This window comes from Serratia sp. LTN-2 (genome assembly GCF_059740205.1).
In genome coordinates, this window is sequence record NZ_JCAXDO010000020.1 from 1 (window position 1) to 17,672 (window position 17,672).

Consider the following 17,672-nt stretch of genomic DNA (forward strand, 5'->3'; position numbering starts at 1 on the left):
GTCTGCGAGGATCCACACCTCACCTGCCGAACCCTTCGCCGCTCTCAAATAGTTGGGATGCGTTCATCTCATTCTCCGTTAATAATTGGGTTTGAAGTCGGTAAAGACGTTCAGGAACTGTTTGGCCAGATCGTCCTGGCTGATAAAGCCATAGGCCAGCGGCTTGACCGCACCGCTGCGCGGGTCAACCAGCACCAGCGCCGGGAAGTGGCTGATGCCCAGCCGCTGTGATTGTCCCGCATCGCGCCGAGTCTCCGGCATCGCAGGGTTTACCACCCCGTCGATAGTCACCGGCACCACCGACAACCCGTAGCTGTCCCGAAAGCCCTTCACCACGCTCACCAGCTGACCGTCGATCGGCTCCGCGCCGCGATAGAACAGCATCAGCCCGTACTGCTGCGCCATTTTGCCGATGGCTTCGCGCTGCGCGGCAAAGTCGGCGGCCAGCTGGCTTTTCACCGTGCCGTTGTAGTGGCTGTGCTTCAGGTTGTAATCCAGCTCCGGGTGCGCCAGGAACGCGCGCTGCGCAGAGCGCTCAAACAGCCCCGCCTGCTGGGTAAAGTAGTTCTGCATCTGGAAGAACTTCACGAAGTTCTCGGTACTCGGGTACAGGATGGCGTCCGCCAGCTTCTCCTTGAGCGACTGCTGCAGCAGCTGCAGCTTTTCCAGTGCGCCAGCCGGTGCGGCCGGGGCTGCTGCCTGCAGTGGCATGTCCTCGTCAGCGGGGTTGGCCTCCCGCTCATACCACTGCCAGCCGCCGGCCTGCGCGGTGAACGCCGCGCCCAGCAGGCTCAGGCCCAACAGCGCTGCCGCCCTGCGGTTGGCCAACCCGCGTGCCGCCAAATTGACATTTGAAGTCCCGCGCGTTTTCACTTGGCCGCCTCCTTCATGCGCTCCGCAATTTGCTGCTTAACCTTCTCCAGCAGTGCCGCGTCTTCGGGCACCTTCTGGTTTTTCATCAGGTCTTCATAGAAATTGGCAAAGTCCAGCTGGTCGAAGTTGATGCGCTGCAGCTCGTCTACGGTAATGCCCCGGCAGTCGGGGGATTTTGCGTCGCCAAAGCCGATACCCAGCTGCCACGCACGCCCCTGCTGCTGAACAATCTGCGCCAGCTTGCTGTCGAACTGGCAGTAGCTGCGCTTCTTCTGCAGGCAGACACCCAGCACTTTCTTGCTGCAGTATTCGCCGACGCTGACGGTCAATTTGTTCTCTTTCGCCTTGCCCAGCGCCTTCTCTTCGCTGTCGCAGTGCGCCAGCCCGACGCTGTTACCCCACCCGGAGTCCTTGCAACAGTCGCTGAAACCGGCAAACGCCTTGCGGCAGGACTGTCCCTTACCGGTGAAGGCGCGCACATCGATGCCGTTCAGCGCCGCCACGTCCTTGCCAGCGGCCGCCACCGCGGCCAGCTCGGAAACGGCGTGCGCAAAGTCGTTACCCTGAGTGCCCTTCTGCGCCTTGTCGCACTCCCCGTCCAGGCAGTACATCTGGCCACCGCACAACATCACATTCCCGGTGGTGCGGGTTTCGCAGGAGTAGGTCACGTTCTCGTGCAGGCACTGGCCATACTCATCGGAGAAGGCACAGCCGTGCGTGGCAATAGTGCAGGCCGGATTGTTGGCATAGGCTTCGCAGCTGCCCTGGCCGGCCTCCTGCATCCGATAGGTGTCGGTAAAGCGCCAGCAGCTGGCCCACACCGGGTAGGTCTGGCCGTTGACCGTCACCGTGCGTTCGCCGCCCGGCTCACTGCAGACGGTATTGACCTTCACCGCCCCGGCCTCCTGCGCCAGTGGACAGTCGGCCGGCGTCGACGTGGTCGGCACCCAGACCTGCACCGACGAACTGCCGTCGAACTTCACGTAGAACACCATCGGCGAGCCGCCCCCGCCGCCGCTCAGCTGCCTGACCATCGCATCCAGAAAGGTATCCAGGTGGCCACCGGGGTCCATGGTGAGGAAAATATCGACCTGCTGCCCCTGCGTGAGCGTGACGTTACCGACGTTCAGCGGCCGGCTGCCCCAGTCCTGACGGCCATAGCGCACCTCATTCACCAGCAGTGAAAAGGCCAGCGGCACGCCATAACTGTGCAGTTCGTCCTGCAGCTCGAGGTATATCGATCCCGTATTCAGCTTGCCGGTAAACGGCGCGGTAAAGGTGCCGTGAATGCGGTTGCCCTCTTTCCACCAACGGATCATCGATTTATCGATGTGTGCGTTACGGTCTTCATAGCGGGTCTCATAGTGGCCACCGATGTCGGTGGCGCGTTCGCAGGTACGCATCACCGCCGTATCGCGCTCGCACACATGACGGGTGAACTCACTGCGCGTCACCTGCTCGGCCTTGCAGTCCGGGCCGGTCTTGCCGACGATGCTCTCGGCCTTGCCTTCAATCTCCTTGCCGGCCTGGATAAAGGGCGCATCATGAGAAATCGGCTCCTTGGGGTTCTTGAGCACCGAATCGGTCACCGCCTGCCCGACCTCGGTCTGGCCCCAGGCCGTGCCGCCGTCGGTCTTGAGGGTGTTGGCATCCCCGGCTGTGACGCCGCCGTAATAGCCTTTTTCTTTCGGGTTATCGGTGTAGTTCGGCAGCACGTTGGCCGGGTTGGTGTTCTGCAGCGTCCCCGTGCCCTGACCGGCAATCTGTTTGGCAAACTCGCTGCCGGTCTGGAACACGTCATCACCTTCCGCCCGGCAATCGCCGGTGGCGAAGATAAACGTCCCCAGCACCAGGGCATGTGTTGCCAGCAGTCCGGGCAGAGACTTCACCAGGTGGGTCATTTTCCGCTCTCCTTGTCCAGCAGCGCCTGAGCCGTGGCGGCACAATCGCCGTCTTTGGCGACCTTCTTCAGCGCCTGCGCCATCAGCAGATTGCCGCTCACCACATCGAAGCCGGCCGCGCAGCGCACGACCAGCGCCGGCACGGCGGTGATGCCGAACTGGCTGTAGGGCTGCGGGTCGATTTGCACGCCGTCGATGCCGCCGGCTTCCACCAGTTTTTGCACCCGCTGCACCGTTTCGCGCATGTCGCCATTCACCATGCCGCGCAACGTGGCAGGAATGCCGAATCGACGCGCCTCTTGCAGCATGCGGCGCATGCCCTCTTCGGGAATAGCGAAGGACACGAAGTACAGCGCCCCCTCGGCCGGTTGTTCGGCGGCGTCCTGACGCTGCTTCGCCGCCAGCTGGTCAATAAAGGACTGGTCGTCCTGGGCCAGCGAACGCGGGGGCTGATTGCGCAGGAACTCCGGCACCGGGGTGTTTTGGTGCAGGTCAGCCGAGCGCTTTTCCTGCTCGCGCAGCCATGCCCGGTTGCTGTCCACCTGGACGGCCGCCTGCTGCTGTGCGGTAGCAACAGGATCTGCCGCCTTTTTCCCGACAGCGATCATCGGTACGGTTGCCGCCGTCAGGAGCACTGTCAGCAACCCTGTCGCCTTGCTGTATGTCGTCATGACCTTCTCCTTATAAAAAGACGCAGTTGCGCTTGCGCCACATGACGTAGCCGAAGTTCTTCTTGCTGGCCGGCGAGTTGTGGCCCACTTCCCAGCGCATCACGCTGCGCCCCATCGGGTGACAGCGGGCGCTGTCCGGGTACATGTTCACCATCTGATAACGCCAGCGCTCTTTCGGCATGATCGGCGACGGGTACTCGAAGCAGACCGCCCGGTCTTTGCCGATGGACTCCATGATTTGCCCCTGACGGTGCAACTTGAACGCCATCTTTTCCGAGACCAGCACCGACGACTGCAGCGGGCTGATTTCCTTGGCCACCCAGCCGTTGAACGGGTACATCGAGCCCTGACTGCCGGCACACCAGAACAATGCGTCGATCGGCAGATGAAAGCCGCTGGCAATCGCGTCGGCCGCGCAGGCGCCCTGCGCCAGCGGGTTGGCAAAGACCACCGCTTCCGGGTTGAGAATGGTGGTCAGGCTGCTGTCGACCCAGGTCGGATCGATTTCCGACAGGTAGGCGATATCCATGTCCCCACCCTGCAGACAGCCCGCGGAGGTGATGATGTTCAGCCAGTAGGTCAACGGGTACTTGTACCAATGGACGTGATAGAACGCGGTGGTCACGTCCCCCTTGCCACTGCTGCCGCCGGTGCCGGTGCCAATCTTGCCGAGGTTGATGCTAAAGCCCCCCAGGTTGACCATACAGCCCGGCGAACGGGTCACGTCAGTCATGGCCATCGGCTCCCAGTACCCCATTGCCATCCCGATACGCTGAAAAATCGGCGGCGGCATGGGGCAGAACTGGATAGGGCTGCCCGGATTGCTGGTATCCGGCAAATCCCCTTTCCCGACCGGAATGCTGCCAATCGAGAGCGGGAAGATGCAGCGCCAGCAGATATCGGTGATCGGGTTAACAAATCGCCCCTGACAGGCCGCATCCGCCGCCTGAGACGGTGCCGAAAACAGGCCGACCACAACCAGCAACGTCGAGAGCCAGCACCGGCTCATGCGCGACGCTCCTGGCCATGGGCCGCCCAGTGTGTTCCCCGGTAAACATCCTGCAGATCCCCCTCCATCACGGCCTTGATCAGGTGACGTGAATGAGCATCCTGCGGCAACGTCGATGCCAGGAGCCTGAGCCAGCTATCCATATACGCCAGATGGTCGAGCAGCATATGTCCGTCACGGCAGTCCCCGGAAATCATCAAACCTCGTACCCGCTCGGCCATCTCGCGGCATTCCAGAATGCGTTTGTAAATCCCGCTACCGCTGCACTCAGCCGCTTGTATCGCCTGAAGTTTCATGTGGCTGTTGGCCAGTAGTTGCCGACAGCTCTTCAGCTGATTCTCGGTCGCAATAAAACGTTTACGTGTCACAAACATGCTTATCCCCTTCAGTTCGCGCTGCCGGCGGCAGGAATGGATTCGATACGCAGCCGCAGGCCGCTCGGCGCCGCCGTGATGCGCACCGGCACCGTCGTCAGCCCGAACCGGCGCGACAGCGCCCCGCCCTGATCGAAGTAGATACGGCTGTCGAGCGCGGCAGATGTCTTGGGAATGTCGCCGTTGACCAGAATGACCTTCACCATCAGGGTCTCCGGCTGCTGCGCCTTCATCCAGGCAACCTGCTGCGGATCGTCGCCGTCGATGAAATACAGCGTCTGCGCGAACGGCACGGTGGCCAGCGGGTTGATAACGTCGCCCTTGCGAGCAAACACGCGCCCCTTGTCGTCTTTCAGGTCAGAAGAGAGCTGCACGCTCGGGTCGAAGAAGCGTTCGGCATAGCGCTCGGTTTTTCCGATGCCGGCGACCGGCTCAGGCCGCTGGCTGTGCTTCACGGTGCGCTCTTTGAACGCCGTCATTTCCTCATCCCAACGGCCGCTGCGCTGCAGCGCGGTCAGACGTTCGTGAATGGTCTGCAGCATGTCAGGCTCGGCCACCGGGTACAGGTCGCCCCAGGTGCCAAAGTCTTTGGCCACCGCCATGTTCGATAGCAGTGATAAGGAGAACACCAGGCAGACAACGCGCATCAGTGGCCTCCTGCTTTTGCCTGTGCGACCGCAGACTGCAACGCCTTCACATCCACGGCGCCGTACAGCGGCGTCACCTGATCCGCCCGCGCATCGCGGGTCGGCATAACGATAAAGGCGGGGGTGCCGCTGATGTTCAGCTGCTGGGCCAGCTCGCGTGTGGCCAGCAGCGTTTTCTCCGTCTCGGGCAGTACGGTCATCGGCGCGGCGCCGGCCGCCAGGAGTGACGCATTAAGCGTGGGTTGCGACAACCGCCCTTCGTTCTCACCGGAGGCAAAGACTGCATTATGGTAGGCCAGATAGGCATCGCCGCCCTTGAGCTGCCACAGCGTCAGGCCGGTGCGTGCCGCCTGCACCGACATCGGCCAGCGGCTGCCAAAAATGGGGAACTCCTTGAACACAAAGCGCACATCGGGATTGTCCCGCACAAAGCCGGCCACCACCGGCGCCATACGCGCGCACCAGATGCACTGATAGTCGAAGAACTGCACCACGGTCACGCCGCCGTCAGGATGCACAACCGGCGTCGCCGGATCGTGCAATAACGCCGCCTGCAGCTCAGGCTGCATGGTCAACGCAGTTTGTACCGTGCGATTGGCCGCGGTCTGCTGCTGCGCTTCCAGTTTCTCGCTCATCTGCAGCAGGATGTCCGGGTGCGCCAGCAGGTAATCACGGGCAAGCGGGCCGATGGCCTCCTGCTGCGCCGGGGTAAACGTCACAGGGACGGTGGGGCTGCTATCCTTTTGCTGAGTCTGAGAAACCGCCACAGATTCAGACGGTTTGTTCTGAATCATCATCACCCGATACCCACCGGCAATGGCGACTGCACACAGCGTAATGCCCACTAAAAAGGCGGTATCTGCTTTCATGGTTGCGACTCCTTATCAACGCTGACGGTATTGCCCCGCTGCATTCGGGCAGCAATATCCCGCTGCAGCTCGCGAGTGACGTCCTTTGCCCCTCCCACCACCGCCGGCGAGACCAGGATGATCACGTTGTTGCGCTGCTGGTATTGCGCGATGCTGGTTTGCAGCGCGCCGGTAAACCGTTCGGCCAGCAGCTTGCTGCGCTCCAGCGGCAGGGATTGTTTGGCGGCGCTCTCGTAGAACGCCTCCATGGTCTGTTTCATGTCGAAGGTGACGATCGCCGGCTGACGCTGCAGCAGCCACAGCGTGGCCCCCACGCTGAGCAGAACGGCAATCAGCACGCAGACCGCCCCCCACAGCGCAATGGCACGTTTCTGTGCCGGAGTATTTGGCGTCGTGATAATGGCAGGCAGTGTCATGCGGCCGCCCTCCCCGTGTAGTTTTCTTCCACCCAGCGCTCGATGCGCGCCATCTCCTCGCCAAAGTTGCGGTGCGCCAGCTCATACACGGCGTCATGCACCGATACCCCCTGTTCACGCCGGGCCTGCATGAACTCGAAGTCCTGGCCCTGGGAGGAGTACATGGCGCGGCTCAGCGGATCGACAAACAGGCGGTGCCAGCTGACCTTGCCGGAGACCATCAGCATGAAGGAGCTAAACCACTGGTCTTTGGCCGACTCGAACTTCCCGATCATGTCCTGCTGCAGCTGGGTGAAGTTGTCCGGGTTTTTCTGCAGATAGGTTTTGAACTCGGAGGCGTCCTGCATCAGGATAATCTTGTAGGAGGAGTTGCCCCAGGCGGCTTTCGCGGCCGAGCTGGCGGTGTCCGAATCAAAGTCCTTGATGTTCTGGGTAATGGTGATGTACGCCCCGCGGTGACGGCGCGCGGTACGGTAACCCTCTTCGATAAACTCGCCCGCCTTGGCGTTCTTGAAGTTGAGCAGCTTCCAGCCCTCGTCGATAACGCACAGCTTCTTGCTCTGACGCGATGTCTGGTACATCCGCCCCTCGATGTAGATCATCAGCGAGAACATCACCGCAACCAGCAGATCAGGGCGGTTTTTCAGGCCGCCCATCTCCAGTACCACCATGTTGACGTCATCGCGCAGCGACGGTTCGTCGGAGTTGAAGAACTCACCATAGGTGCCGTCGGAGCAGTATTTATCCAGCAGGATGGTCATTTCATGCAGGCGGTTGCGGATGGTCGGCGAATCGCGATAGACCTCCTCATCCATTGCGTCGCGCAGAAAGTCACGCACATCATCGATGCGGGCATTCTTTTGCTTGCTCAACCATGCGGCCTTGACCGCCATCTCCAGCAGGCTCTCATGAACTTCGTCCAGGTTGCCGTCGGGGCTGGCCATCACCGAAATCAGGTTGGCGATCTGCGTCGCCGACAGGTTGATGTCTTTCACGTTGGCGAACGGGTTGAACTTCAGCGTCTGGGCGTCGATGTAAACCCCGCCCATGTTTTCGCACAGGCTCTTGTAACCATCGCCCATATCGAACACCCAGGCGGCGCCACCGGTATCCAGCACGCTGCGCAGCATCGGCTGAATGAGACCGGTTTTACCAGCACCGGAGGTCCCACATACCGCCATGTTGTAGTTGGTGTTGCGCATCACCTCGGAGTAGATGTCGATAAACGCCAGCTGGTTGCGGTAGGTGGGCGCCAGCAGACCGGACGGCGCCAGACGGTTGTCGGCGACGATCGGCATTAGGTTGACCACATTCAGGGTCTTGGCGCGGTGCACCGCGCCATGCATCGCCAAATCCTGGAAGACGCCGTGCTCGGCCATAAATGGCAGGCAGGCCAGGAAATTCCAGTGCTGCTTGAAGCGCGGGGATATCAGGTCAAAACCGTTCTTGCGGTAGCTGTTGATGACGTCCTGCTCGCAGCGCAGCGCCACGCTGTCATTGTCTTCGCAAAACACCGTCACGTTATAGAAGAAGGAAACGATCGCCGTCTGGTTGGACGCCAGACTCTGGCGCAGATCGCCCCACTCCTTCATCTCCTCCAACGTACCAGGGAAGAATTTGGCGTAGGAGGTGCGGGATTTTTTCTCCAGATCGATGTACTTGCGGTTCGCCTCGAAAGAGGTTTTGGTCTGCTCTTCAACGACCAGCGTCAGCGTAATAATGAACGGCGTGGCGATCGACAGCTCGGGATACAGCAGGTTGCCGTAGTTGTCGGCGGTGTTCCACAGAAAGGCCATCTCCGGGTTCTGCTCGAGCTGGAAATTCATCACCCGCGCCACGCTGCCTTTCTTGCTGCCGGCATCACGCAGGTTGATTTTGACGCAGTCGGGATAGACGTCCATACCAAACCCGTTGTCGATGCACTGGAAGTTCAGGTCTTTGAGCGGGTCGAGTTTGCGACGTTTGTTGTACAGCTGGCTCGGATCGTGGTTGATGATTTCGCCCACAACGTTGATAAAGTCTTCGTCATTAAGCGACTCTGTCGGAATTTTCGCCCCCATCAGCGACGCACGCAGCACCTTGACCAGGTTCTCCAGCTCGGTGATGAGCGCCTTGTTACGGCGCTTGCTCTTGACGCAGTAGGAGATGAATACGCGATAGTTACGCAGCGTCAGCGGCATATCAACGCCCGGCGGCAGGGAAAAGCGACCCTCTGCCGCCATCAGGTAGAAGGCCCGCGTGATGGCGTTGAATTTGTCCGCGTCCTTGCCCGACCAGGAGAAGTCACGCAGACCGGATTCCACCAGATCGCCGACGCGCTTGCTGGCCATCAGGTGAACGGACAACGCGATCCCGCGCGGCAACTTGGTGCGCAGTAGGCTTTCGAGCGTCAGAACCACCTGCTCGTTGGCGCCGGCCAGCGGCAGCGCTTCCAGCACAAAGCCGATGGAGCCGGCGTTGATGAACAGCCCGCTCTCTTCGTCGTAGTCGCGATAGGGCAGCACGCTGCTCAGCTGAGGAAAGTTCATGTCACCCAACACCTTGTTGGCGGCAGAAGCTTCATCCGGCATTTTCAGCGCCGACAGCAGGCTGTTGGCGGTATGGGTGACCTTGTCGAGCAAATTCATTTACGGCTCCCTGTCAGTACACGGACTGGGGCTGGCCCCAGACGGCGGGTTTAACCACGAACAGCACCTTGCCCGGCTGGTGATAGACGTCCTGACTGTCAATCCAGGGTGCAATCCACAGCTGTGCGGTCTGTTCAGCCTGACGTGCCGGTCGGGTGCTGCCGACGCCGGCACAGCGCGGCAACGTGCAGGTACTGACGGTTGTCACGATGGCAGCCGGCGCCGCAATCGCCGGGTACGCCGGAACCGCCCGCGCCGGGGATGCGGCCCCCTGACGAGGCAACAAACGGGAAGTGCTGCCGCCTGATACAGGGACGGGGCCGGTATCCCGTCCCACTGCCGCAAAGTCGCCGTCAGCCAGGCGAGGCAATGCGGCCGCAGCCGGCTTTGCTTCGATGCCCTCTTCCAGCGACTTGGCTTTCTCGTTGGCCTGCTCCATCGTCATGCAGCTGTCAGAGGTGGTGGCGTTACAGCCGAACTCGCTGCTGACGCCGGCACAACCGGCCAGCAGCAGCACGCCCCCCAGGGCGGGGAGTAAAAGCAGTGATTTCATGATTTGTTGTCCTCATTATCAGAAGCGTCAGGCGACATGACGGAGACACCGTCACGCACCGCCTCGGAACCGAAATCGCGCTGTTGGGTTACCTCTCGTCGGCGCTGAGATTTTTCCAGGTGGCGACGCACCTCCGGCCTGCGCGCATCGAGATAATCCGTAATGCAGCGATACTCCAGCTCTGCTGCACAGTAGAAGTGATGAAGAATGCGAAGAGCCGTCGCCGGCACCGCCAACATCAGAACTGAAATGGCGAGTCGAAAACTGAATACCGAGTACGGCATTCCCAGCGATAACGCCACCACCTGATCAGGGGACTGCGCTGCCGGCTCCATTAGGACGACGCCGGCAAGCGACAACACCACGCCCCCCAGGATCAAGACCCAGGTACAGAAAACCTCACCAATAAACAACAACACGGCAGCCCTATGCTCACGCCATTCCGAGCGAAACAGCGCCCCACTGGCGGGACTGATTTTGATGCCCAGCAGATTGATATTCATTCGACAGGCTCCCCGTTGTGACCCTGTTCGCTGTTGCCGTCGGTGTAACGGCCAATGACGCCTTGCAACAAGGTGGTCTTACCCGCGCCGGTTCGGCCATAGACGATCATGTTCCCTACCTCGGCGGAAGCGCCGCCTATAATAGGAAAGTCATCGAAATACCAGATATTGGGTTTGTCGTTGTTATTCATGTTTTCACCGCTCTCCTGTTGTTGATGTGCCGAGACCGAACTGAGCCGGATCAAGCTTGCCAAGGTGGTTCAGCATCTGATCGGTGTTGAACCCGTTCAGGCTTTGCCCGGATTTGGGCTGGTCGCTCCCTTCGGTCTGCCCCTGCTGGCGGCTCTCTTTTTCCGCCGCCACTTCCTCGATGGTTTTCATCTGGAAGCCCTCCTGGAACACCACAGTGACCTCATTGCCGGCGCCGATCGGAATCACCGGGTGATACTGCTCAGCCCGCTTGATGTAATAGTCGCTGAGCGTTGAAGCGGCTTTGCTGGCCCCCCCGCCGATGGCCGATTTGGCAATATCGCCGGCGCCCATGCTGGCCGTTGCCCCAAGACCAACGGTCGGCTGCGCCGCCCGGCCGGCACCCTCGCCCAAACCGTCAAGGAACCCGGCACCCCAGGCAAAGCCGAGGATCTTGCCGTTGCGCATCACCACCTCGCCCTTGACGCCGTTCTTGCCCATAAAGGAAACGTGGCCGTCGATGTCCTGATCGATAATGTCGTCACCGCGAATGCAGCTGATTTTGCGGGTGCGCACGATGGCGCGTTCGCTGGAGACGTCGCCGTAGGCTTCCATGCTGATAAAACAGCCGGTCGCGTCATAGGTCTTGCTGTTCGGCATCTCGATCCGGCCGGTCACCCGTACCTGCATCGGCACCGTGGCCGTGTTACCGGTCACCGAGGCGTTGGCATCCGCCCCCTCAATCAGGATGGATTTGGCGAAGCTGCCGGTCGGAATGTAGGGGTATTTCTTTTTCCTGGGGCCGGTCTCCGGCGGCACCAGTGACTTGCGATAGAGACGGCCGGGCACCGGGATAGGCTTGTACTCAACGTTCGGTGGCGGTGTGACGCCTTTGCCCGGATAGAATGCCGTCGGCGGCGGAACCGCGCCGCCCGCTGCCGGCGGGAACTGTGTTGGCATCGGTTCGCCTTCGGGCGTCACGCCGTTAACCAGCGGTGGTAAGGAGGCGGCGGAACCGGGGGCCGGGTTCCCTGGTGTTGTTTGCGCCCCCGGTCCGCCAAACTGTTTAAGCTTGTTGTTTTCGTCTTCCAGCACCTGCATGCGCTTCTGATCTTCCAGACGCGATTTGTTCAGCAGGTCGATTTCCTGACGCAGGGCGGAAAATTGCTTGTTGATCTCGGCCTGTGCGGCCTGCGTCTGGGTGATGGCATGCTGCTGCACGCGATCGTCAAAGGTATTGTCGACCACCCCGGTCAGGTCGGGAGCCGGTTCGGCAAGTTGCTGTGTCTCCAGCTCCGCATCCTGCGAGAAGTAGTAACCGCCGCCGATAGCCGCGGCGACCGCCAGCGCGACCGCGCCCAGCCAGAGATATTGCTTGCGCTTGACCAGCACATTGATGTTCGCCATCAGCGGCCTCCCTCGGACAAGGTGATCCACACGCTCATGCGACCGCCGCCGATAATCTGCCGGGTAGGCGTATCGAACATCACCGCCCGCACACCCCGTTGCCAGAAGTCGTGTTCGTTGACCCACTGGCTGGCACTGCCGGGATTGCTGACCTCAAAGCGAACCACCTTCAGGTGATGCCCTGCCCAGACCTGCTGCGCCTGCGCCCGCAAACCGTAAGGTGCGGCCAGCGCTTCCCGCGTGACCGGCATCTGCCCATAGCCGGCCGGCAACCGGCCCTCCATCAATGACTTGTTGAGCGAGACCAGCATGGACTCGTAGGGCTGCCCCTCTTCCCAGCCTTTGGCAGCAACAGAAACGCCCTGGCTCTCCCCCACCAGTGAGAACGTGCGGCCGACACCGGCACGCGGTACGGCGCGAATGGAATAGTTCATACCCCGCTCGGTTTCGATAACAAAACTGAACGGTTTTTTATTGAGCGTACTCAGCACCAGCCCCCCGTTGGCCGCCGGCTCATAATTCACCAGGCTTTCATCCACGCCGCTGACGAACGTCACGCGATCGCCGGGGACGTTGAACAGGTTGGGTTCGCTGTTGCTAAGTGAAACATGCGCCTGACTGCCGTTCTGCAGTGGGATAGTGACCGGCGCATCCACCGTGCCGGCCTGGGCGCCGAAGCAGGCCGTCAGAGCGACAACCATCAGCGCATAGCGACGTTTAGTTTTCATCGTTTACCTCGACGAACTTGGCCAGCCAGGTCACACCCTCGCTGCGATCGATATAAAGGGAGTAGTGCTTGAGGGCTTTTTCCGGGGCGCTGTCACCGATCCAGGTACGCAGCTCACCGCGAATATCAACACGCCCCTGGGCGGGATAGACTTTCACGCTGGTCTGGAAGAAAGCTGCATTGACGTTGCTGGCTATAATGCGGTTGGCCTCCTCGGCCAGGACAATCTTGAGGGCATTTTGCGCCGCCGGCTTTACCTTCATGAGCAGGGTGGAATGTGAGGCGTTGACCGTCTCAGGGGTCACATTGAGACGTAACGCGACAAAGGAGAGCGCCATTTGCTCGAGATACGATGCATCAGCGCTGTTTTGTGAGACGCCGAACGGCGCCTTGAACAACATGGGGACTGCCACCACCTGTTTTTCGTTCTGCAGGCGATAGTTGTTGATAGCCATGATAATGACGGCCACCGTCAGCGCAGCAATCAACAGCGCCATGACAATAAAGCCAATGGCAATAATACGGTTTGAGTTGAGACGTGCTGAGTGTTCCATTATCGCCTGCCTATTTTATCCATTTCCGAAAACACGATTCAGGGACCACCTTGTAGACGCCTTTGCCGAGCGAGGTCGGTAAATACCAATATGCAAGGTCACGCAGCCAGCTACTGCCCTTCCCCTTTTTGGCTTTGTGAATGGCCCAGAACACCAGCGCCGCCAAAATAATCCCCGTGATATATTTCTGCTGCCAGATAAACCAGCCGCCAGTAATAGCCACGGGGATTAATTCATCAAGACAAAACCCAAACCAGCGGTCTTGTGTTCTCAGTGTTTTCGGGAAACGGTATTTGTTCAGATCGTTTCCCGACATACCGCCCCCGATTAATACCCGGCGACTTTCATCCCCACCGCGATCAGAACAGAGACCACGATGAAGCCGGAGAGGTATTTAAGGTTCTTGGTGGCCATATACATCACGGCACCAACCAGCACCTCGACCAGGACGATCCATTTGACCATGGTGGAGCCGGAGCCTGCCGTTGCCTTCACATCGGCATCGCCGGATTGCAGCATGTCCTTACCGCCACCGGCGAGAGCCACTTCCGGGAAGAACGAAGCCAGTACGGCAAACGGCAGGATCACCTTGAGGAAATTCACTACGCGTTGCCGAGAAAACAGCTTACGAAGTGAAAATCCCTGACGTTGGGCAACAGAAGGCCCCTGAGCGCTTAATGAAGCATTCATTTAAATTATCCTTGAATGAAGTAAATCTTTGGATGCAATAGAGAAACATCCTTGGCTTAGTATGAAATGAGATTATTTGAACAGTTAGCAGCACCCCCTTACATTATGAAAATTAAAGATATTTTGATAAAAAATAAGCTGTTTTTGATGTAACCACTTGAAGTCAAATCACAAAAAAAACAATAAAAATCATTAAATTAAAACTTAATCTCGCGGTGTGAGTGTGATGAATCTGCTCTACGAGATGACCATCTACAGCTACCAATGGTTTGACTGATTGAACTAAAACAATGAAACTGTAGAATACATCCAACAACAAAGCAACACAAAACGCACCATATGATGCTTTTTAATTTCATCAAATTGAATAATAAGGAGTTTATATGTCAGGAAAAACAGCAGTAGTTGTATTCAGTGGAGGTCAAGATTCAACTACGTGCTTAGTGAAGGCTCTCGCTGAGTATGACTCCGTGCACTGTTTAACCTTCGACTACGGCCAGCGCCACAGTGAAGAAATTAAAATAGCGGAGCAACTTGCAAAGAAGCTAAACGTAAGCTCACATAAAATTATAGATGTTAATGTAATCAATGAGTTAGCAATAAGTAGTTTGACTAGAAATGAGATTGAAGTGCCCGAACACAAAAATGCTGATTCGGATGGAATACCATCAACGTTTGTTCCTGGCAGAAACATCGTATTCCTTACCCTTGCCGCCATCTATGCATTTCAAGTAAATGCGAAAGACGTAATAACAGGTGTTTGTGAGACTGATTTTTCAGGATACCCGGACTGCCGTGATGTTTTTGTGAAAGCGTTAAACCACGCAGTAAGTTTAGGAATAGGAAGAGATATCAAGTTTGTAACGCCACTAATGTCATTAAACAAAGCTGAGACATGGGCATTAGCAGACAATATGGGATGTTTGGAACTCATCAGAGATGAAACTTTAACTTGTTACAATGGAGTTAAAAGTTTTGGGTGTGGGCAATGCGACGCATGTTTTCTACGATTGAGGGGATTTAATGAATACGTACAAAATAAAGAAGAAATAAAAAAAAGCCTGCAAAAAAAACAGGCCTTATGACTAATTAAATATTATTCTTGAGTGAGGTATTTATTAAATAGATACCTTGCTCCATACGCAGGAAAAACATTAACAATTGCATACGCTAACTTAATTATTACTTGAACTGCGATAATTCCTATTATTTGTTCGTTTGTCATCAAACCACTGAAAGCTATGAAACAAAAGACAACACTATCTATAACAGAGGCCACAAATATACTGGACAGAATCCTTATATATAAGTAGCGAGAATTAGTCAGTTCTTTGATTTTACAAAGCACATATGAATTAGCCAGCTCGGAGGTAAGAAATGCTATAGTTGATGCAAGAAATGTTGATTGTATTTGATTAATAAGGCTATTATATGGGCCATTGAATATCCATTCAGGTATAACAGGTAACTTCAGAGAAACATAAAGCAACCCTAATATTGCTGCATTAGCAACAACACACATATATATGGCTTTTCTTGCCAACCTAAATCCATAAAATTCATTCAGAAGATCTACTACTAAGAATGTAAACGGGTAAACAAAAGTACCAGGCGTAATGATAAGATCAAAGTATTGTATGTGAACTGGTTTGACTGCAGCTATATTACTAAATATATAACAAACACTAATAACCAGACAAAAAGCAACATAAGTTAACCACTGCTTTTCATTTCTATCTTTAAACTCATATTCAGTTTTAACACTTTCACCAGAGCTATATATTTTTCGACAAACCGCCGACACTTCTCTAGCGTTAAAATCATCAATCACCTCTGAAGATAGTAGTCTTTCGTATGGCATTGACATAACCCGCCCAGTATTCAACACCATAACGTTAGCTTTTCCATTGAGGATATCAAATCCAATTAGCTTATATTTTATATTCGCTTCCATACCTTTCCTCGATTATTGTACCAACAACATCCTCAGCAACTAAATGAGCCGAACTACCATCAATCACCTTCAAACTTTTGCTTGAAGTAACCACAAGAACATTTGCCTCATGAATGATAGCCTCACGGCGAACGATGATCACATCACCTTTATTATAGTATCCTTTTATCTCTTTTGTTAGAAGTATTCCAACTACATTAGGACCTTCACCGAAGAAATAAGTTATAGGTGACGACATAACTAACCGTCCAATTTTTGCATTTACTGCAGAGAGTATAGTTGTATCTTTAATAATCGGAACCGCCAACGGGTTCATGTTACCATCGATGGTTACTAACTTATTAGATAACTCCTTTTCTTGTAAATCAACAGATTGAATTTCTTTAAATGAAACACCAAAGAATCCGGCTACTTTTCGAAGAGTATTTTCTTGAACGCGCTCTACCCTACCTTCAAGGATCTTATATATAGTAGTTCGATTAACACCGGCACCATCACTCAAAGAAACTTGTGTTTCCTTTCTCGAAGAAAGAAGGTAATTTATATTCTTTTTTATTATCTCGGTATTATTCATGGCATACTCATGATCAAATAATAGTGATGGTTAGTCAAAAGATGATACATGAAAGACATCAGATGATGAAATAAACATAGCACAGCATGAACTACACATTATCAACAGTTCTTGATTATGTGGATTTTTCACCTCCTAACACTATGTAAAATCATAATAAAGGAGGGGATCATGATACCAAAAAGACTAAAAGATGCCAGAATATCAAATGGTTATACACAGGAGCAGTTAGCTGAACTTGTAGGTATACAAGGGGCCAATTCAAGCTCAAGACTGTCAAGTTACGAAGTCGGCAGAACAGAACCACCTTTCAGCTTAGTAGTAAAAATAGCCAACTTATTGGATTACCCAGAGTATTACTTCTATACGATAGATGATGATTTAGCGTCAGATCTTCTTGAAATGCATAGAAACAGAACAAATCCCTCCAAAAATAAATTCTACAGTTCAGTAATAGAAGAAAAGAAATTAGCTAAAAAAGTTGAAGATGCCAAACGACTAGCAATTGAAATAATTGACTGTCTAAACAAATAGAAATCAGCAAGCATAATTACCTCACTCCCAAAGGAGGCATGAGGTAATTAAGTTATTGATGATAGTTCATTCGTTAGCACTATCTGAATCAACACTAATAAAAAATCGCTCTAACCTGTCATTAACAGATTCGTTTATTTCTGAAATGATTTGCTGGTAGTTATTGAGTTTTGGTTTATCTGCAACATGTGGAGCTAGAGTACTTGCACCAAGAACCTTTGCCATTGCAAGTTGAGTTTTCAATACGTTTTCCAAAAGAGTTTTGTTAAACTCCGTCTGATTAAAAGGGTCATCTTTTCTTTCCATCTGTGCCTCATAGACTCTGAGACCGAGTTCAAGAAGCATGGAAATAACACTAGATGTACTTACTTCAGTTTCAGCAGCCCCTTCTTGACGGCGCTGTTCAACAATTGCGTGAATCTTTTCAACCGCCTCCTTGCTGACATATGCTTGAATTCTTGCCATATAATTTTTACTCCATGACATTATTAGCTGACAGATAATCTGTATGTATTTTGAGTTGGCATGCACGAATCAAATCCGACTCTAATTGCGAGTCTAATGATAGCTATAAAAGCAAAAAAGCACAACTCGCCTCTA

22 protein-coding genes are annotated in these 17,672 nt (G+C 55.2%); 2 read left to right on the top strand and 20 right to left on the bottom strand.

Going from position 1 to position 17,672, the window contains the following annotated elements; all coding sequences use genetic code 11:
- Positions 1–78 precede the first annotated feature (78 nt).
- The 17 genes from traF to traA are packed head-to-tail and all read right to left on the bottom strand — an operon-like array spanning position 79 to position 14,010.
- On the bottom strand, positions 79–828 hold the full coding sequence (traF, locus tag AC6BYQ_RS24160) for a type-F conjugative transfer system pilin assembly protein TraF (RefSeq protein WP_373465638.1): 750 nt from the start codon (positions 826–828) through the stop codon (positions 79–81).
- Positions 829–869: 41 nt separating this feature from the next.
- Entirely contained in the window at positions 870–2,774 is a 1,905-nt protein-coding gene (gene traN / locus AC6BYQ_RS24165; RefSeq protein WP_309149097.1) for a type-F conjugative transfer system mating-pair stabilization protein TraN, read from the bottom strand.
- Entirely contained in the window at positions 2,771–3,445 is a 675-nt protein-coding gene (trbC, locus tag AC6BYQ_RS24170; protein WP_261451901.1) for a type-F conjugative transfer system pilin assembly protein TrbC, read from the bottom strand. Before trbC ends, traN begins: the two co-directional genes overlap by 4 nt.
- 10 nt (positions 3,446–3,455) lie before the next feature.
- A complete protein-coding gene (gene traU, locus AC6BYQ_RS24175; RefSeq protein ID WP_208061607.1) occupies positions 3,456–4,454 on the bottom strand; it encodes a conjugal transfer pilus assembly protein TraU in 999 nt (332 codons plus the stop codon).
- Positions 4,451–4,828 (bottom strand): hypothetical protein, encoded by a 378-nt coding sequence (locus tag AC6BYQ_RS24180; protein ID WP_261451862.1) that lies wholly within the window; start codon positions 4,826–4,828, stop codon positions 4,451–4,453. Before AC6BYQ_RS24180 ends, traU begins: the two co-directional genes overlap by 4 nt.
- An 11-nt stretch (positions 4,829–4,839) precedes the next feature.
- Entirely contained in the window at positions 4,840–5,478 is a 639-nt protein-coding gene (traW, locus tag AC6BYQ_RS24185; protein WP_261452435.1) for a type-F conjugative transfer system protein TraW, read from the bottom strand.
- Positions 5,475–6,344: a DsbA family protein gene (locus AC6BYQ_RS24190; protein WP_261451859.1), complete on the bottom strand. Its 870-nt coding sequence runs from the start codon at positions 6,342–6,344 to the stop codon at positions 5,475–5,477. Before AC6BYQ_RS24190 ends, traW begins: the two co-directional genes overlap by 4 nt.
- Positions 6,341–6,760, bottom strand: coding sequence for a type-F conjugative transfer system protein TrbI (trbI, locus tag AC6BYQ_RS24195; RefSeq protein ID WP_261451858.1), 420 nt, complete (start codon positions 6,758–6,760; stop codon positions 6,341–6,343). Before trbI ends, AC6BYQ_RS24190 begins: the two co-directional genes overlap by 4 nt.
- Entirely contained in the window at positions 6,757–9,387 is a 2,631-nt protein-coding gene (gene traC / locus AC6BYQ_RS24200) for a type IV secretion system protein TraC (protein WP_261451855.1), read from the bottom strand. The genes trbI and traC overlap by 4 nt, the downstream gene beginning before the upstream one ends.
- 13 nt (positions 9,388–9,400) lie before the next feature.
- On the bottom strand, positions 9,401–9,940 hold the full coding sequence (traV, locus tag AC6BYQ_RS24205; protein WP_261451846.1) for a type IV conjugative transfer system lipoprotein TraV: 540 nt from the start codon (positions 9,938–9,940) through the stop codon (positions 9,401–9,403).
- Positions 9,937–10,443 (bottom strand): hypothetical protein, encoded by a 507-nt coding sequence (locus AC6BYQ_RS24210; RefSeq protein WP_261451838.1) that lies wholly within the window; start codon positions 10,441–10,443, stop codon positions 9,937–9,939. Before AC6BYQ_RS24210 ends, traV begins: the two co-directional genes overlap by 4 nt.
- Positions 10,440–10,634 (bottom strand): P-loop NTPase family protein, encoded by a 195-nt coding sequence (locus tag AC6BYQ_RS24215; protein WP_261451835.1) that lies wholly within the window; start codon positions 10,632–10,634, stop codon positions 10,440–10,442. Before AC6BYQ_RS24215 ends, AC6BYQ_RS24210 begins: the two co-directional genes overlap by 4 nt.
- A 4-nt stretch (positions 10,635–10,638) precedes the next feature.
- Positions 10,639–12,039, bottom strand: a complete 1,401-nt coding sequence (traB, locus tag AC6BYQ_RS24220; RefSeq protein WP_172691693.1) for an F-type conjugal transfer pilus assembly protein TraB — start codon at positions 12,037–12,039, stop codon at positions 10,639–10,641.
- A complete protein-coding gene (traK, locus tag AC6BYQ_RS24225; protein WP_172691692.1) occupies positions 12,039–12,767 on the bottom strand; it encodes a type-F conjugative transfer system secretin TraK in 729 nt (242 codons plus the stop codon). Before traK ends, traB begins: the two co-directional genes overlap by 1 nt.
- Positions 12,757–13,320, bottom strand: a complete 564-nt coding sequence (traE, locus tag AC6BYQ_RS24230; RefSeq protein ID WP_172691691.1) for a type IV conjugative transfer system protein TraE — start codon at positions 13,318–13,320, stop codon at positions 12,757–12,759. The genes traK and traE overlap by 11 nt, the downstream gene beginning before the upstream one ends.
- Before the next feature lie 10 nt (positions 13,321–13,330).
- Positions 13,331–13,636, bottom strand: a complete 306-nt coding sequence (gene traL, locus AC6BYQ_RS24235) for a type IV conjugative transfer system protein TraL (protein ID WP_042785939.1) — start codon at positions 13,634–13,636, stop codon at positions 13,331–13,333.
- Between the two features lie 11 nt (positions 13,637–13,647).
- Positions 13,648–14,010, bottom strand: a complete 363-nt coding sequence (gene traA, locus AC6BYQ_RS24240) for a type IV conjugative transfer system pilin TraA (protein WP_261451817.1) — start codon at positions 14,008–14,010, stop codon at positions 13,648–13,650.
- Positions 14,011–14,393: 383 nt separating this feature from the next.
- Here traA and queC point away from each other — a divergent pair, with 383 nt between their 5' ends.
- On the top strand, positions 14,394–15,095 hold the full coding sequence (gene queC / locus AC6BYQ_RS24245; RefSeq protein ID WP_309149098.1) for a 7-cyano-7-deazaguanine synthase QueC: 702 nt from the start codon (positions 14,394–14,396) through the stop codon (positions 15,093–15,095).
- 11 nt (positions 15,096–15,106) lie between these two features.
- Here queC and AC6BYQ_RS24250 read toward each other — a convergent pair whose 3' ends face one another.
- Complete coding sequence (locus AC6BYQ_RS24250; protein WP_126502345.1) at positions 15,107–15,964, bottom strand: queuosine precursor transporter; 858 nt, start codon at positions 15,962–15,964, stop codon at positions 15,107–15,109.
- Positions 15,942–16,538 (bottom strand): helix-turn-helix domain-containing protein, encoded by a 597-nt coding sequence (locus AC6BYQ_RS24255; protein WP_042785942.1) that lies wholly within the window; start codon positions 16,536–16,538, stop codon positions 15,942–15,944. The genes AC6BYQ_RS24250 and AC6BYQ_RS24255 overlap by 23 nt, the downstream gene beginning before the upstream one ends.
- Before the next feature lie 171 nt (positions 16,539–16,709).
- Here AC6BYQ_RS24255 and AC6BYQ_RS24260 point away from each other — a divergent pair, with 171 nt between their 5' ends.
- Positions 16,710–17,072, top strand: coding sequence for a helix-turn-helix domain-containing protein (locus tag AC6BYQ_RS24260; RefSeq protein WP_142106045.1), 363 nt, complete (start codon positions 16,710–16,712; stop codon positions 17,070–17,072).
- A gap of 66 nt (positions 17,073–17,138) precedes the next feature.
- Here AC6BYQ_RS24260 and traM read toward each other — a convergent pair whose 3' ends face one another.
- A complete protein-coding gene (gene traM / locus AC6BYQ_RS24265) occupies positions 17,139–17,537 on the bottom strand; it encodes a conjugal transfer relaxosome DNA-binding protein TraM (RefSeq protein WP_198637284.1) in 399 nt (132 codons plus the stop codon).
- Positions 17,538–17,672: the final 135 nt, after the last annotated feature.